We start from the raw sequence: 16,184 nt of genomic DNA on the forward strand, positions 1-16,184 counted from the left end.
TCCTAATGTCCGAGATAGGCTTCGATCACGGCGGGGTTCTTGCGGACCTCGTCGGGCCGGCCCATCGCCAGCACCTTGCCTTCCGCCATCACCATCACGCGCGAGCACAGCGACATCACGAACTCCATGTTGTGCTCGATCACGACGAAGGTGGCGTTCTTCTCGCGGTTGATCGCGACCAGGCGCTCCTTGAGGTCCGCCAGCATCGACGGGTTGACGCCGCCGGCTGGCTCGTCGAGCAGCACCAGGCGCGAGCCTCCCATGAAGGCCATGGCGGCATCGAGCAGTTTTTGCTGACCATAAGAGAGACCCCCAGCCGGCTCGTCGGCGAGATGGTCGAGCTTGAAGAAGCCGATCATCTGGTTCGCGGCCTCCGTCAGCCCGGCGTCGGAGCGGCCGACCAGGCGCGAGGCCATGTTGCCCTGGTGCTCCTGTCCGGCGAGGATCAGGTTCTCGCGCACCGAGAGCTTTGGGAACACCTGCAACAGCTGGAAGGTGCGGCTGACCCCGAGAATGTTGAGCTCGGAGGGGCGCAGGCCCGTGACGACCTGTCCGTCGAGCTTCACTTCGCCGCCTGTCGGCGTGAGCTGGCCGAGGATGCAGTTGAACAGCGTGGACTTGCCGCAGCCGTTCGGCCCGATCAGGCCGAGGATCTCGCCCTCGCGCACGTCGAACGAGACCCCGTTGACGGCGTGGATGCCGCCAAAGCTCTTCTTGATGTCGGTGACTTCGAGGACCGCACTCATTGCGCCGTCTCCAGGCGCGACTTTGCGACGGCGCGCAGCGCGGACGCCGCCTTGGTGCGGCGTTCGGCGAGATATCGGTCGAGGATTCCGAGAATGCCGGTCGGCGACCAGATCAGCAGCAGCATCACGGCGACGGCGTAGAGCATCAGGTAGTAGCCTTCCGTGAAGCGCAGCCATTCCGGCAGCAGCACCGCGATCATCGCGCCGAGGAAGGGGCCGAAATAGAAGCCAGCGCCGCCGACGATCACCATCAAGAGGAGGTCGAGCGAGAGCGACAGGTTGAACGGCACCGGATCGATATATTGCGTCAGCGGCGCATAGAGCGCGCCGGCGACGCCGCCGAGCGCCGAGCCGATCGCGAAGGCCATCAGCGTGTAGCGGCGGGTGTCGACGCCGAGGGATTGCGCGCGCAACGGATTCTCGCGCAACGCCATGAAGGCGCGGCCCCAGGGCGAACGGATCAGCCACCACACCGCAAGCGAGACGATCGCGAGCGAGCCGAGGCAGACATAGTAGAACGGCAGCGGCTTGTTGGTCGCGATGCCGAAGATGTGCGGACGCGGAATGTTGGAGATGCCGTAGATGCCGCCGGTGAGCCAGCTCTCGTTGCGGAACACCAGGAAGGCGAGGGTGGAAAAGGCGAGGGTGACGAAGGCGAGGTAATGGTGCTGCACGCGCAGTGCGGGATAGCCGAGCACCCAGCCGATCGCAAAACTCAAGACGATCGCCACCAGGATCGCCGCCGGCAGTGGCCAGCCATGCGTGGTCATGATCGCGGCCGCATAGGCGCCGATGCCGACGAAGGCGCCTTGCGCCAGCGAGACCTGGCCGGCATAGCCGAGCGTGAGATTGAGCCCCATGGCGGCGATGCTCATCACCGCCCATTGGCTCAGGATGAACAGGCCGTAGCGGTTGAAGTTCATGGGGACGATGATCAGCGCGGCGATGATGGCAAGGCCGAGCGCGATCTTCAGGGGTTTGGCGATGCCGCTCATACGGTGCGCTCCTCGGCACGGCCGAGCAAGCCCTGCGGCCGGAACAGGATGACGGCGATCAGGAACATCATCGGCACGGCGGCGCGATACTGCGTCGACACATAGGCCGCCGCGAGATTGTCCAGCACGCCGATCAGCAGGCCGCCGGCGATGGCGCCGCGCACCTGGTTGAAGCCGCCGACGATCGCGGCGATGAAGGCGGCCTGGCCCAGCACCTCGCCGGACGAGAATTTTGCGAGGTAGATCGGTGTGATCAGCAGCGAGGCCAGCGCCACCAGGAAGGCGTTGATCAGGAAGGTCAGCAGGATCATGCGCTCGACCGGGACGCCGATGATGCGGGCCACCGTCGGGTTCTGCGCCGCCGCCTGCATCTGGTGGCCGAGCGAGGTACGGCTCAGCAGCGTGGTCAGGCCGAGAACGGCGAGGATGGCAACAGTGAGCACGCCGATGCTCTGCAGGGACACGGCATGGCCGAGGATCGAGATGTCGCCGGTCGGCACGATCGAGGGGAAGGGCGAAGCCTCCGCGCTGTAGAACTGCTTGACCGATTCCTTGATGCCGATCGCGAGCGCCATGGTCGCGATCGCCAGCGGTAGCACACCGTGGCGCATCATCGGGTCCACCAGCAGCATCTTGAAGGCGAGCCCGAGCAGGATCAGCGAGAGCAGGATGCCGAGGATGATCGCGAGCCAGAACGGCGCGCCCACATGCATCGCGGCCAGCATCAGGAACGCCGGCAGCATCACGAACTCGCCTTGCGCGAAATTGATGGTCTGCGAGGTCTGCCACAGCAGCGTGAAGCCGACCGCGACCAGCGCGTAGATGGCGCCGGTGGCGAGCCCCGCGACCAGTAGATCGAATAGGTTGGACATGTTCCCCTCTCGTGTCCCTATGCCCTCTCCATCGTCTCCCTCTCCCCGTTCTCACGGGGAGAGGGCGGGGTGAGGGGCTGTCTCGGCAAGCTCGTTGGCAGTTGAACTCGCAGGAGCACCCCTTACCCCGACCCTCTCCCCGCGAAGAGCGGGGCGAGGGAGAAGGGCCACGCTTCACTTCACCTTGGGCAGCACCTGCTTCACCACCTGCTTGCCTTCGACCACCTCGACCAGGAAGCTCTGGCGGTCGATGTCGCCGGTGTCGCTGAAGGTGACGTCCATCAAAATGCCCGGCTCGTCCGCGGCCTTGATGGTGAGGCCGTGCAGCGTGTCGGCGAACTTCTTCGGGTCGACCTTGCCCATCTTTTCCGTCGCGGCCTTCACCATGTAGACGGCGAGGTAACCCTTCAGGCCGTTATGATCGGGGACGTAATTGTACTTCTTGGAGAACTTCTCGCGGAACGCCTTGACCAGATCGACCGGCGCGTCGGTGGTGAGGCCGACATGGCCGCGCGCGCCGTTGGCGGCATCGCCCGCGAGCTCGATCACCTTCTGGCCGATCAGTGTGGTCTCGCCCATCAGCGGCGCGGTGACGCCCTGGCGCTTCAGCTCTTTCAGGATGCGCGCGCTCTCTTCTTCATTCAGATAGACGAACACGGCGTCGGGATTGGCGGCCTTGATCTTGCCGACGTCGGCGGCGAAGTCGGCCTGACCCGCCTCGGTGGAGAGATCGGCGACGACCTTGGAGCCGAGCCGGTCGAGCTCCTTGACCACGACGTCGCGGCCACCGCGGCCGAAGTCGTTGTTGACCCAGACCACCGCAACGGTCTTCGCCTTCATCTCGTCGTGGATGTACTTTGCGACCTTCGGCATTGAGGATTGCTGGCCGAAGGAGGTGCGGAACAGGAACTTGTTTCCTGTCTGCGTCAGCTCGGCGGCTTCGCCGCCCATGATCTGCGCGATGCCGGCTTCGGCCGCGAGCGGCGCGGTCACCTTCACCGAGCCGGAATAACCGGGCCCGAGCAGCACATAGGGCTCGGCGTCGAGCGCCTTTTGCACCTGGGCGCGCGCCACCCCGGGGTTGGACTGCGAGTCGGCGTGGCTGACCTCGAGCTTGCGGCCGAGCACGCCGCCCTTGGCGTTGATCTCCTCGATCGCGAGGTCGATGCCGTTCTTCCAGTTCGTGCCGACGGTGGCGCCGCCGCCCGAGAGCTCCGCGACGTTGGCGAGCTTGATTGCCTGGGCAAAGGCGCCCGTTGCGGTCATGACGGTGAGCAATGCGCCCACCACTAGCGTTGATTTCATCGTCCTCTCCTCCCGTTTCAAATCTTGCAAGCAGCCTTGTATCCGGCCGCTTCGCCTCAAGCTGCCTGATAGGCGGCGCTGCGCGCTGCCATCACGGCGTCGAAAGCCTCTCCCATGATCTCGGTGGATGGGGCAAGGCCTGTGAACAGTTCGAAGGCGTCGGCGGCCTGGTAGATCGCGAGGTCGCGGCCGGTCATGATCTTCGCGCCTTTCTCTCGCGCTGCGGCCAGCAGCGGCGTGATCAGCGGCGAATAGACGGCGTCGGCGACCCATAGGTCCGCCCTGAGCAGTCCCGCCGGCACCGGCGTGTCACGGTTCGGCAGCATGCCGACCGGCGTGCCGTTGACGAGACCGGTCGCGCCCTCGAGCGCATCCTCGACGCTGGCGGCAACGCGGGCGCCGCGCGGGGCGAGCATGGCGGCCAGTTTCTCGGCGCGCGCCGGCTCGCTGTCGAAAATGCGGATGTCAGCCATCTCTTGGCTCGTCAGCGCAAACGCGATGGCCTTGCCGACGCCGCCGGCGCCGATCAGGGCGATGGCGTTGCCGGAGGGCGCTAGCAATGGCGTCACCGCGCGCGCGAAACCCGTGGTGTCGGTGTTGTGGCCGGTCAGCCGGCCATCCCTGACGACGACGGTGTTGACCGCGCCCATGCTGGCTGCGCCCGGCGCCAGCGCGTCGAGCAGCGGCACCACCGCTTCCTTGTAGGGGTAGGTGACATTGACGCCGGCAAAGCCGAGCCGCCGGACGCCCTCAAGCATCAAGCGCAGCCCGGCCGCATCGGCCCCGGCGACTTCGATAAGCTGGTAATGGCCGCGCAGGCCGAGCGCTTCGGCGGCGCGCTCATGCATGGCGGGCGAGGCGGAATGCGCGATCGGGGCGCCGATCAGGCCGGTGAGGAGCTTCTTGCTGGCGGCGTATCCGCGTTTCGACATGGTTCGCTATCGTCTCAAAGGGAGCGTCCGGCCCCGGCCATTAGCGGGGAAATCCGTGCAACTCCAGCTGCGACGATAGCCTTTCCCCCGCCTAACACAATTACCCTTTTATCTGGCAAACCTAACATCATGTTATTTCTTCCGCCCGCGGGCAGGGGCGGTCTTGCCACTGCCGCGGGACGGCTCGACCGCGCGCATCTCGGTGCGCAGAGATTCGATGAAGTACTCCGCATGCAGCGACAACGGCGTGCCGCGCTTGACTGCGATGTAGGTGTCGAACCGCGTCGGCTCGGCGATCTTCAAGAGCTCGATCCCGGGATAGCCGCCATGGGCGACCGTGAACTGGTCGATGATGGCGATGCCGAGCCCCGCCTTCACCAGCGCGCAGACCGTGGTGCCGAAGCGCGCGCGGATGGTGATGTTGTAGTCGAGCCGGTGGCGCGCGAAGATCCCGGCCATGATCCGGCCGTAAGGATCGTTGGGATCGATGCCGATCAGCGGATAGCGCGTGATCTCGGCGGCGGAGACCTGCTTGCGGCCGGAGAGCTCGTGGCCGGGCGGCACGATGCAATAGAGCTCACCCAAAGCGAGCGGCATGAAGTCGAGCCCGGAATGCTCGAGCCGATAGCTCATCGCCACGCACTCGCCGCGGCCGAGCATCAGGTAGTCGATGGCCTCCTCGAGCTTGAGGATGTTGATGTCGATGCCGAGATCGGGATAGCGGCGGCGGACGCGCTCGATCGCACGCGGCACCATCACCTGCGAGATGCTCGGCACCGAGCCGATGCGCAGCTCCGAGAGGCCGCCGCGGCCGATCTTGGAGATGATCTCGGAGAGGTCGTCGACCTTCTTGTAGACGCCGTTGATCTGCTCGAAGATGTTCTCGGCCTCCGGCGTCGGGAAGTAGCGCCCGTTCTGGCGCTGGAAGAAGCGGATGCCGAGCGACCGCTCGGTGTATTTGACGAGACGGCTGATCCCGGGCGCCGAGACGTTGAGCAGCTTCGCCGCACCGCCGATGGTGCCCGTCACCATCACGGCACGGATCACTTCGACCTGGCGCAGCGTCATCATGGCCTTGGCTGTCCCGAATGTTCTCTCGGGATCATGTCACGGAAGGGGCGCCGTCATCCAGCGGCAAGATTCATGCGGCGAAGTGGCCGTATTTCGGAATCACGATTTGGCAAACCACGCCGGTCGGACGGTACTCGAGCTTGGTGCCGCCGTTGGGACCGCTGCCAAGACTGCGCGAGATCAAGGTCTGCCCAAAGCCCGATGCCGTCGGCGGCGTAACCAGAGGCCCATCGCGCTCCTCCCACTCGATCTGCAGGGCGCCATCGTCGAGCAGGCCGATCCGCCGCACCGACAGCTTGCCGGATCGGGTCGAAAGCGCGCCGTATTTCACCGCGTTGGTGGTCAGTTCGTGGAACACCAGCCCGAGCGAGACGGCCGTCTTGGAATCGATGGAGACGTCCAATCCCTCCATCGTGATGCGCCCACTGGAGAGCGTTGCATAGGGTGCAAGCTCGACGCGAAGCACGTCCTTGATCTGGAGGTTCTCCCAAGACGCATTGGACAGCAGCGTGTGGGTCGCGGCGAGCGCCTGGATGCGGCCGGAGAAGGATTTTTGAAAGTCCTCGATCGTACGTTCGTGCGATGCGGTGCGAGCAGAGATCGCCAGCACCATCGCCAGCGTATTCTTGACGCGATGGTCGAGTTCGCCCATCAGGAGGGCTTGGCGGCGCTCGGCGGCCTTGCGCTGCGACAAGTTGATCAGCGTGACCACACAGCCCTGTGTTCGCTCGCCTGATACGACGAGCGGCGCTGCGCTGATCATGACGTCCGTGACATCGACGGCCGAGGTCTTGACGGCGGCTTCGAGCCCCTGCACCGGAGTGCCACTGGCGGCCATCGTGACGATGTCCGCGCCTGACATCAGTTCGGCAGCATCGGCGAAGGTCAGCTCGATCGCCTCTCCGAACGGCTTTCCGATCGGAGCCTCCGCGCAGATTCGTTCCGCAGCCGCATTGATGTGAGTGACGGTGCCAGAGCGGTCGCAGACGATGACGGCCTCGTTGGCGGAGGCGAGCACGGACCGCGCCAATCGCTCCGATTCCTTCGCGGCCGCGATCTGCTCGCGCTCGCTGATGTCTGTGAAGGTGACCGCCACGCCCCTTACGATGCCAAAATCGATCGGGGCTCCCGTGAGAAGAAAGCTGCGCTCGCTGTCGCCCACTCGAACGTGGATTTCAGAGGATTGGCGATCCTTCATCGCCTGTGTCAGCAGGCGACGGAACGTGGTTTGATTGACGGCATCGAGAATGGCGATCAGGGCCTGGCCCGACAAAGCGCCCGACGGCAGGTCGAGCAGCTTGTGCAATGCCTGATTGGCGTAGAGCAACTGGCCCTCTGCATCGAAGGCCGCGGCACCGATATCCATCGCCTCCATGAAGGTGCGATAGGAATGTCCGTCGCCCTCAAGCGTGAAGACTTGCTCGGTTGCTCCGCCCTTGATGACGACGGCATCGATCTCGCCTTCGCGAATCGCCCGGAGCGTCTCCTCGGCCTCATAGAGCCGAGCTTCGAGTTCGTCCCGGGTCAACGCGGATACGAGCGATGCCAACGTGATTATCCCTCAACCGACAGATGAACGAGAACCTTCTGAGTGTCGGAAAGATCCCCGATGATCTTGCGGATAGGGACTGGAAGCTCTTTCACCAGCGTGGGGATGGCGACGATGCCGTGCTCCCGTGCCAGCTGCGGCTGCTTCTTGAGATCGACGACTTCGACCTTGTACTTGCCGGCCAAATGCTCGGAGCAAATCTTTTCGAGATTGCGGATAGCGGCGAGCGATTTCGGCGTCTCGCCGGCGACGTAAAGGACGAGCTTTACGGGCTCGTTGTGTGCATGGGACATGGCTCAGTCCTGATTTGTCTTGCCGGAAGGGAGGTCGACTCCGCGTCCCCGCGCCATCGCGGCGGCGTCATCCCGGCTCTGCTGAAGATGATGTTTCTCGGCCTTAACGAGGCGGTTGAGTTCGGCCTCGTCGGCGTCAATGTCGGCCTTGAGCGCTTCGATCTGCGCGAGGGCGCGCCGCCGCCGCTGCGTCACCTGATCCTGCAGGCGCGCGACCTCGGTCTGTCTGGCGATCTCCGCCCGCCGTGCTCGCGCCTCCTCGTTCCGTCGCGCCGAGCCCGTCAGGGCACCGCCTTCGCCCAGATATGGATCGAGCAAATGGATGCCGTCACTTGACATGACGAATTCGCGAACCTGGTTGGAATGGGCGATGCCGCGCGCTTTCAGCAAGTAGAGTTCCCGGTTGAACTCACCGTTCGCTTCACGGTTCAGCAGGAGGATCCATCCGTCCATCAGTGACGACAGGCCCGCGTCGGTTTCAGCCTGCTGGACACTGGCAAGGTGGGTAAAGACGGCCGTGATGCCATTGGATTTGAGGTAGTCGACGATGCGCAAGAGCATCGCCTGAACTTCGCTGATGTCGGCCGACCCGGTAAAAGCCGAGATTGGATCGAGCACGACGAGTTGCGGTTTGAATTTGCTGATCTCACGCAACATGATCGCAAGATGCATCTCCAGCGAATAGAAAGTCGGGCGCGCTGCGATGTACCGCATCTGACCGTTCTTCAGCCATTTGGCGAGATCAGTCCCGATCGACTTCATGTTGCGAACGGTCTGCGCCTCGGACTCCTCGAAGGACAGGTAGAGCGCGCGCTCGCCGCATGTGCAGGCGGCGTCCGCCATCATGCAGGCGAGCGAGCTTTTGCCGGAGCCGGCGACGCCGGTGAGCAGGATGCTGCTGCCGCGGTAGAAGCCGCCGCCGGTTAGCATGGCGTCGAGGTCTGGTACGCCGGTCGAGATGCGCTCGTCGAAGACCTTGTGGCCGAGACCGAGCGAGGAGACCGGCAGCACCGAGAAGCCGTCCTCGTCGATCAGGAACGGATATTCGTTGGTGCCGTGCGCTGTGCCGCGATATTTGACGATGCGCAGGCGCCGCGTCGAGATCTGATTGTCGACGCGGTGATCGAGCAGGATGACGCAATCAGAGACGTATTCTTCGAGACCTTGCCGCGTCAGGCTGCCATCGCCACGCTCACCGGTGATGACCGCCGTCAGGCCCTTCTGCTTGAGCCAGTCGAACAGGCGGCGGATTTCGGCACGCAGGATCGCCGGATTGGAGAACGCGGAGAACAGGCTCTCGATCGTGTCGAGCACAATGCGCTTGGCGCCGATCTGGTCGACCGCAAATTCGAGCCGCAGGAAGAGCGCCTCGAGATCATAGTCACCGATCTCGGCGACTTCGGATGGGTCGATCTCGATATGCTCGATATGGATCTTCGACTGGTCGATCAACCCCTGGAGATCGAAGCCGAGCGAATCCACATTCGCGACAATGTCGACCGGACGCTCCTCGAAGGTCACGAAGACCCCGGGCTCGTCGTACAGCCTCGCGCCGTTGAAGAGGAAGGTCGAAGCGAACAATGTCTTGCCGCAGCCGGCCGAGCCGCAGACAAGCGTTGGCCGTCCCGTGGGAAGGCCGCCAAGTGTCAGATCGTCAAAGCCGTCGATGCCAGTTGCGGATTTCGTGATGCCTTCAGTCATGCCCTGTCCTGGTTCCGGGCATTTTCTAAGCAAAGAATGGCAGCCCGCATAGAGGGGGACTTCTGCAAATTTGTCGCCCCTGCTACGGAACAAATGCGGTTGATCGCCGTTGGCCAGGCTCCCCCCGCATCAATAGCGTGCGCGCGAGCCAATCATCTCAGCCGACGCTAGATTGCAAATAGCAGGTTCAGCTTTGTTCGTTCATTAGTGAACATACGGCCTTGCCGCGTCTGGTTGGGACGGCCACGTCCGCGTCCTCTTCGTCGGGCGGGTGTGAGCCCGAAAGGTAAAATAGCTGCCGAGCTTCTTCAATCGACTCGATGCGCCTGTATCGACAGGCATGCGCAGGTTCGCGCGTGACGGCACTCAACATCACACGACACAACTCAGCTCGCCGGCCCTTCCGGCGACACGCTCTCGGCCAGCTCGGTGCGCTCGCTCTGCAGCACCTCGCGCGCAAACTCGATGATCTTCTGCTTGTTCGCCGTCTCGCGGACGGAAAAAAACACGCGGTTCAATTCCAGGCCGAGCACGCTGTTGAGGGCGATGTCCTCGTCTTCCATCGTTGGTTTCCCGCTTCGGACGCTTTCAGGTGTATCGTGGCGTCAATTCTGCCACAAGTAGTTAAATCTTCAGATCGGTTGAGCACCGGGAAACTACGGCCACGGCGAATTGAGGCAGTCTGCGAATACGTGCTATACGGAAGCGGCGAGGGTCAGGAAACGTACGATGTCCGCCGTAGACTATGGCCGGGAGGCGCTCGACTTCATCGAAGGCCTGCAGACCTACCGCAAGGTGCCAGAGGCCATGAATGCACTCGAAGCCGCGTTCGGCCGCTTCGGCTTCGAAACCATCATCGTGACGGGGCTGCCCAATCCCGATCAGCAGTTTGCGCAGATGGTGCTCGCCAAGCGCTGGCCTGCGGGATGGTTCAGCCTCTACACCGAGAAGAACTACGATCGCTTCGATCCCGTGGTGCGGTTGTGCCGGCAGTCGGTCAATCCGTTCGAGTGGTCGGAAGCGCCCTATGATGCGGAGCTCGAGCCGAATGCAGCCGAGGTGATGAACCGCGCCAGCGAGTTCCGCATGTCGCGCGGCTTCATCGTGCCGATCCACGGGCTCACCGGCTACGAGGCAGCCGTCTCGCTCGGCGGCGTCCATCTCGACCTCAATGCGCGCAGCAAGCCGGCGCTGCACCTGATGGCGATGTATGGCTTCGACCACATTCGCCGTCTGCTCGAGCCGATCCCCCATTCGTCGACGCGCCTCACTCCGCGCGAGCGCGAGGTGATCGCCTGGGCTTCGCAGGGGAAGTCGGCCTGGGAAATCGGCGAGATCCTGCACATCACCCAGCGCACCGCCGAAGAGCATCTTGCAACTGCTGCGCGCAAGCTCGGCGCGGTCAACCGTACGCATGCGGTTGCGCTGGCGATTCGGAACAAGATCATCAATCCTTAAGCCGCCTTACTGGGAAATTTCCCAATACCGAAGCTGCGTCTTTTCGCAGAATCTCCCTCCATTGAGGATGAATGGGGGGTTTCATGATTCACGCAGTTTCCGCGGTAAATCGCCACCTTTATGAAGACGTAATCGAGCAGCATTTCCGGCTGCGTCACGACATCTTCGTCGAGGAGCGGCGCTGGGAGACACTGCGCAGGCCGGATGGCCGTGAGATCGATTCCTACGACGACGAGGACACCGTCTATCTGCTGGCGCTGGAAGGCCGCCGCGTCGTGGGCGGTCATCGGCTCTATCCGACCACCAAGCCCTCGATGATGAGTGAGGTGTTTCCGCATCTGGCCTCGGTTCGCGGCTGGCCCGCCGATCCGCTGGTGTGGGAATGGTCGCGCTACTTCGTCGTGCGCGATCGCCGCGACGGCGCGCTCAACCTGGAACTGATGGCTGCGGTGCAGGAGTTCTGTCTCGGTCAGGGAATCGCGCAGGTCAGCGCGATCATGGAGACCTGGTGGTTGCCGCGCTTCCATGAAGCCGGCTTCGTCGTAACTCCGCTCGGCCTGCCAGCGCTGGTCGAGAACGCATGGACCATGGCGGCGACCATCGACATTCGCCGGGAGACGCTCGATGCCCTGCATCGTCGGATCGGCATGACTTCGGTCGTGCGCCAGGACGGCCCGCATCTGGATGCCGTCGCCCGTGCCAACCTCTGCGGTCATGTTGCCGCGCAACGAAAGAGCGCCTGAGATGTCGAACATAATGCGGGACAGCCAGATCATGGCGCAAATGCAAGACGAGAATCTCGGCTACATGTCCGACATGGCGCTCGAGCTGGCGCAAATGGCGGAGGACACCGGGCTGACGACGCTTGCCTATCTGTTTCGGATGGCGGCCCTGGAGGCATCGACCGCAAACAGCGTGCTCGCCGAACCTGATGACTTTTCCCAGCAGATGACGTCGCACTAGGCGCAACGCTGCTCTCGTCCAGGACGATCGCACCCTCTCACCGCCAGCCGGAGAGAGGGTGCCGCCATGGGGGTGCGGCAGGTCGCCTCATGCCGCGCGACGGCCTTTTCGCATTGCGAGACGCACATCGGCGCCCCTTTGCTGCATGAAGAAGCGCGGATGCCTAAAATACTCTATTGCCCCGAATTGTTTTAAGCCTAAAATGTTTTCCAGATCGTGCTGCTACGCGCAATCCGCACGTGCCGAGATGCAACAAAGTGCATGTTTGATGTCGAATCGCTCTTGCCTCGGAACGATACTGCCATTACCCATTTTTCGGCCTTGAACAGGCAGGGGGAGCTCTTTCACTGATGGCGACAGTGTTCGAACATCGGCGCGCGCCTGTATGCGCCTGAAAGAGCCCTGATGCTGCTCGTCGTCGAACAATTCTTGAATGGGTTGCAGTTCGGTCTGCTGCTGTTCCTGCTCGCCGCCGGCCTGACGCTGGTGTTCGGGATCATGGATCTCGTCAACCTCGCGCACGGCTCGCTCTACATGATGGGCGCCTATTTCGCCGCGACCTTCGCGGCCTGGACCGGCAGCTTCCTGCTCGGCGCGCTGATGGCGCTCGGCGCCACGCTCGTGCTCGGCATCGTGCTGGAGGTGACGGCCTTGCGGCATCTCTATGGCCGCGACCATCTCGACCATGTGCTCGCGACCTTCGGCCTGATCCTGTTCTTTAATGAAGCCGTGCGGCTGATCTGGGGCCCGGCGGGCCTGGCGCTGCCGCTGCCGGCCTGGCTGACCGTGCCGGTGCCGATCCTGCCCGGCATTCATTATCCCGCCTATCGCCTCGCCATCATCGTCGTGGCGCTGCTGGTCGCGCTGTTGCTCTATCTCGGCGTAATGCGCACCCGCATCGGCATGCTGATCCGCGCCGGCGCCTCCAACCGCGAGATGATCGGCGCGCTCGGCATCAACATCAAGCTGCTCTACACCCTGGTGTTCGGCCTGGGCGCGGCGCTCGCCGGCCTTGCCGGGCTGATGCAGGCGCCGATCCTGACCGTGCAGATCGGCATGGGCGAGAACATCCTGATCCTCGCTTTCGTCATCATCGTGATCGGCGGCATCGGCTCGATCCGCGGCGCCTTCCTCGCCGCGATCTTCGTCGGCATGATCGACACGCTCGGCCGCGCCTTCCTTCCGAACCTGCTCCGCCAGGTGCTGAGCGGCGCCGCCGCCTCCACCGCTGCGCCCGCACTCTCGTCCATGCTGATCTATCTGCTCATGGCGATCGTGCTGGTGGTGCGGCCGGAGGGGCTGTTTCCGGCCAATCGTCGATGAAGGGTTTGAGCGTGAGCAAGGCCGTCACGGCCCTGATGCTGGCGGGCCTCGTGCTGCTGCCGCTCTATTCGCAGCTGACCGGCAACATCTTCATCCTGACGCTGTTCACCCGCATCATCATCCTGGCGCTGGCGGCGGCGAGCCTCAACCTCATCATGGGATTTGCGGGCCTGATGAGCTTTGGCCATGCCGCCTATCTCGGCATCGGCGGCTATGCCGTCGGCATGCTGGCGCAGGAAGGCGTTGGATCCGGCTTCATCCAGTTTCCGGTCGCGGTCGCGGCTTCGGCGATCTATGCGCTGGTGATCGGCGCGCTGTCGCTGCGCACCCGTGGCGTCTACTTCATCATGATCACGCTGGCCTTCGCCCAGATGGCCTATTACGTCGCCTCGGGGCTGGCCCGCTACGGCGGCGATGACGGCCTCACGATCTACAAGCGCAGCGACTTCTCGGGCCTGATCGATCTCGGCAACCGCACGCAGTTCTACTATCTCTGCCTCGCCTGCCTGTTCGGCGTCATGCTCCTGATATGGCGCATCGTCAACTCGCGCTTCGGTCTTGTCGTGCAGGGCCTGCGTTCCAACGAGCAGCGCATGCAGGCCATCGGCTTCCCGGCCAAGCGCTACCAACTGGTCTGCTTCGTCATATCAGGCACGATGTGCGGCCTTGCCGGCGCGCTGCTCGCCAACAACACCGATTTCGTCAGCCCGGCCGTGATGTACTGGACCCGTTCCGGCGATCTCATGGTGATGGTGATCCTGGGCGGCATGGGCACGCTGTTCGGCCCGGTCATGGGTGCGGTGGTGTTCCTGCTACTGGAAGAACTGCTGTCGCAGATCACCGAATATTGGGCGCTGATCCTGGGCCCGCTGCTGCTGCTCATCGTCCTGTTCGGCCGCGGCGGCATCATGGGCGCACTCGGGAGGGCTGGCCGTGGCTGAACCCTTGCTCCGCGTCGAAAAACTGGTGCGCCGCTTCGGCGGCATCATCGCCACCGACCACGTCTCGCTCGACGTCGCATCCGGCGAGCTGCACGCCATCATCGGCCCGAACGGCGCCGGCAAGACCACGCTGATTAGCCAGCTCACCGGGCATCTCGAACCGCATTCCGGCAGCGTCTCGCTGGCCGGGCGCGACATCACCTATCTGCCGGCCTATCGCCGCTGCGCGTTGGGCCTGGCGCGTTCGTTCCAGATCACCTCGCTGCTGCTCGACTTCACCGCCGCGGACAATGTCGCGCTGGCGGCGCAGGCGCATGCCGGCACCTCGTTCCGCTTCTTCGCCAATGCGCGGAAAGAGAAGGGTCTGCGCGATGCCGCCCACGCCGTGCTCGATCGCGTCGGCCTCGGCCATCGCGCCGACGTCGTGGTCTCCAGGCTCAGTCATGGCGAGCGGCGCGAGCTCGAGCTCGCGGTCGCGCTCGCGAGCAAGCCGAAATTGCTGCTGCTGGACGAGCCGATGGCCGGCCTCGGCGTCACCGAATCCCAGCGCATGGTGAAGCTGCTCCAGGAGCTGCGGAAGGAAGTGTCGATCGTGCTGGTCGAGCACGACATGCAGGCGGTGTTTGCGCTCGCCGACCGCATCACCGTGCTGGTCTATGGCCGCGTCATCGCCTCCGGCGATCCGGCCGCGATCCGCGCCAACGAGGACGTCAAGCGCGCCTATCTCGGCGATCAGCATGTGGTGACGCATCATGGCTGACACGCTGCTCGAGGTCGACGGCATCGAGACCTGCTACGGCCTGTCCCAGGTGCTGTTCGGCCTGTCGCTGTCGATCAAGCCCGGCGAGATGGTCTCGCTGATGGGCCGCAACGGCATGGGCAAGACCACGACCATCCGCTCCATCATGGGCCTGACGCCGGCGCGTGCAGGCACCATTCGCTTCGCGGGCGCGGAGGTGCGGCAGCTCCCGTCCTACCGAATTGCCAAACTCGGCGTTGGTCTCGTGCCCGAGGGACGCCAGATCTTCCCGAACCTCACCGTGCGCGAAAACCTGGTCGCGGCCGCGGCGGATCGCTTCAACAGCGATAATCCCTGGACGCTGGCCGCAATCTACGTGATGTTTCCTCGCCTCGCCGAACGCGCGTCCAACATGGGCAACCAGCTCTCCGGCGGCGAGCAGCAGATGCTCGCGATCGGCCGCGCGCTGATGACCAATCCGAAGCTGCTGATCCTGGACGAAGCGACTGAGGGCCTCGCCCCGCTGATCCGCGAGGAGATCTGGAGCTGCCTGTCGCTGCTCAAGAGCCGCGGACAGTCGATCCTGGTCGTTGACAAGAACGTCGACCATCTCGCCCGCATCTGCGATCGCCATTACATCATCGAGCGCGGCAAGACGGTGTGGAGCGGCACCTCCGACGAGCTGATGGCCGCGCCGGACCTGCAGCACAAATATCTGGGAATTTGAGCTCCGCTCCAACCGCAGCGCAATGCGGGAAGAGATAGACGCGATCTCTCACCAATAGATCCCATGCCGATGTAGCTCGCGGATCACGCGCGCCTCGGTGGACGGCTGCCGGCGCTTCGGCTTGGCGGTTTCGGCCCTCGACGCCGTTGCGGACCGGGCCGACGTTGTGGCGGCCGGAATTGCCGAGGCAGGCGCCGTCGATGCAGCTGGTGCGGTCGCCGTCGGCCCATTCGTTGTTGGCGGGGCTTGAGGCGTCTGCGCTGGAATTGGCGTCGCAGTGGCCGGCTGTTCCGCCTGCTGGCTTGCATTGCTGGCCGCCAGACTAAGGCTCCGCGAGCCTCCGGCATGGGCCTGGCTTGCGAGCAGCGACATCGCGGCGATCAGGATTAGCTTGCGCATGGCAATCCCCGTCATCTGGTCAATCGATCTTACCCAATTCCCCTGGGCTTCATGGACCTAACGCGCGAGGCGGTGCGCGCCGATCTCCATCAGGGTGGTCCGGCAGGACAGGCGATAGATCAGGCTGAAAAGTTGACCCCACATGACCGAACTCCGTTGTTGATCAATGC

General features: G+C 63.9%; 17 protein-coding genes. 7 read left to right on the plus strand and 10 right to left on the minus strand.

Annotation, left to right across the window (positions count from 1 at the left end; genetic code table 11):
* Positions 1-2: 2 nt before the first annotated feature.
* The 10 genes from I6F17_RS30430 to I6F17_RS30475 form a co-directional block, all read right to left on the minus strand.
* Positions 3-746: an ABC transporter ATP-binding protein gene (locus I6F17_RS30430; RefSeq protein ID WP_225128301.1), complete on the minus strand. Its 744-nt coding sequence runs from the start codon at positions 744-746 to the stop codon at positions 3-5.
* A complete protein-coding gene (locus tag I6F17_RS30435) occupies positions 743-1,741 on the minus strand; it encodes a branched-chain amino acid ABC transporter permease (protein ID WP_036020342.1) in 999 nt (332 codons plus the stop codon). The genes I6F17_RS30430 and I6F17_RS30435 overlap by 4 nt, the downstream gene beginning before the upstream one ends.
* The gene (locus tag I6F17_RS30440) at positions 1,738-2,613 is read right to left on the minus strand and encodes a branched-chain amino acid ABC transporter permease (protein ID WP_036042799.1); all 876 of its coding nucleotides are present in this window, start codon (positions 2,611-2,613) and stop codon (positions 1,738-1,740) included. The genes I6F17_RS30435 and I6F17_RS30440 overlap by 4 nt, the downstream gene beginning before the upstream one ends.
* 174 nt (positions 2,614-2,787) lie before the next feature.
* Positions 2,788-3,918, minus strand: coding sequence for an ABC transporter substrate-binding protein (locus tag I6F17_RS30445; RefSeq protein WP_225128303.1), 1,131 nt, complete (start codon positions 3,916-3,918; stop codon positions 2,788-2,790).
* Between the two features lie 56 nt (positions 3,919-3,974).
* Complete coding sequence (locus I6F17_RS30450; RefSeq protein ID WP_225128305.1) at positions 3,975-4,850, minus strand: shikimate dehydrogenase; 876 nt, start codon at positions 4,848-4,850, stop codon at positions 3,975-3,977.
* A gap of 132 nt (positions 4,851-4,982) precedes the next feature.
* Positions 4,983-5,921, minus strand: coding sequence for a LysR family transcriptional regulator (locus I6F17_RS30455; RefSeq protein WP_225128307.1), 939 nt, complete (start codon positions 5,919-5,921; stop codon positions 4,983-4,985).
* Between the two features lie 70 nt (positions 5,922-5,991).
* Positions 5,992-7,470, minus strand: coding sequence for an HWE histidine kinase domain-containing protein (locus tag I6F17_RS30460; protein ID WP_225128309.1), 1,479 nt, complete (start codon positions 7,468-7,470; stop codon positions 5,992-5,994).
* A 5-nt stretch (positions 7,471-7,475) separates the two neighbouring features.
* The gene (locus tag I6F17_RS30465; protein ID WP_225128320.1) at positions 7,476-7,763 is read right to left on the minus strand and encodes a circadian clock KaiB family protein; all 288 of its coding nucleotides are present in this window, start codon (positions 7,761-7,763) and stop codon (positions 7,476-7,478) included.
* Positions 7,764-7,766: 3 nt separating this feature from the next.
* Positions 7,767-9,464: a circadian clock protein KaiC gene (gene kaiC, locus I6F17_RS30470; protein ID WP_225128322.1), complete on the minus strand. Its 1,698-nt coding sequence runs from the start codon at positions 9,462-9,464 to the stop codon at positions 7,767-7,769.
* Between the two features lie 386 nt (positions 9,465-9,850).
* The gene (locus I6F17_RS30475) at positions 9,851-10,027 is read right to left on the minus strand and encodes a hypothetical protein (RefSeq protein WP_225128324.1); all 177 of its coding nucleotides are present in this window, start codon (positions 10,025-10,027) and stop codon (positions 9,851-9,853) included.
* A gap of 166 nt (positions 10,028-10,193) precedes the next feature.
* Here I6F17_RS30475 and I6F17_RS30480 point away from each other — a divergent pair, with 166 nt between their 5' ends.
* The 7 genes from I6F17_RS30480 (at position 10,194) to I6F17_RS30510 (ending at position 15,615) form a co-directional block, all read left to right on the plus strand.
* Positions 10,194-10,922 (plus strand): LuxR family transcriptional regulator, encoded by a 729-nt coding sequence (locus I6F17_RS30480; RefSeq protein WP_225128326.1) that lies wholly within the window; start codon positions 10,194-10,196, stop codon positions 10,920-10,922.
* Between the two features lie 83 nt (positions 10,923-11,005).
* Positions 11,006-11,665, plus strand: a complete 660-nt coding sequence (locus I6F17_RS30485) for an acyl-homoserine-lactone synthase (protein ID WP_225128328.1) — start codon at positions 11,006-11,008, stop codon at positions 11,663-11,665.
* A gap of 1 nt (position 11,666) precedes the next feature.
* Positions 11,667-11,885 (plus strand): hypothetical protein, encoded by a 219-nt coding sequence (locus I6F17_RS30490; RefSeq protein ID WP_036042791.1) that lies wholly within the window; start codon positions 11,667-11,669, stop codon positions 11,883-11,885.
* 405 nt (positions 11,886-12,290) lie between these two features.
* A complete protein-coding gene (locus I6F17_RS30495) occupies positions 12,291-13,208 on the plus strand; it encodes a branched-chain amino acid ABC transporter permease (protein ID WP_036042790.1) in 918 nt (305 codons plus the stop codon).
* Positions 13,205-14,149 carry a branched-chain amino acid ABC transporter permease gene (locus tag I6F17_RS30500; protein ID WP_225128332.1) on the plus strand — a complete coding sequence of 315 codons (945 nt, stop codon included), beginning with the start codon at positions 13,205-13,207 and terminating at the stop codon, positions 14,147-14,149. Before I6F17_RS30495 ends, I6F17_RS30500 begins: the two co-directional genes overlap by 4 nt.
* Positions 14,142-14,909 carry an ABC transporter ATP-binding protein gene (locus I6F17_RS30505; RefSeq protein WP_225128334.1) on the plus strand — a complete coding sequence of 256 codons (768 nt, stop codon included), beginning with the start codon at positions 14,142-14,144 and terminating at the stop codon, positions 14,907-14,909. The genes I6F17_RS30500 and I6F17_RS30505 overlap by 8 nt, the downstream gene beginning before the upstream one ends.
* On the plus strand, positions 14,902-15,615 hold the full coding sequence (locus I6F17_RS30510) for an ABC transporter ATP-binding protein (RefSeq protein ID WP_225128335.1): 714 nt from the start codon (positions 14,902-14,904) through the stop codon (positions 15,613-15,615). Before I6F17_RS30505 ends, I6F17_RS30510 begins: the two co-directional genes overlap by 8 nt.
* Positions 15,616-16,184 lie beyond the last annotated feature (569 nt).

Origin of the sequence: Bradyrhizobium sp. NBAIM18 (assembly GCF_020193825.1) — a bacterium.
Taxonomy (GTDB): Bacteria; Pseudomonadota; Alphaproteobacteria; order Rhizobiales; family Xanthobacteraceae; genus Bradyrhizobium; species Bradyrhizobium yuanmingense.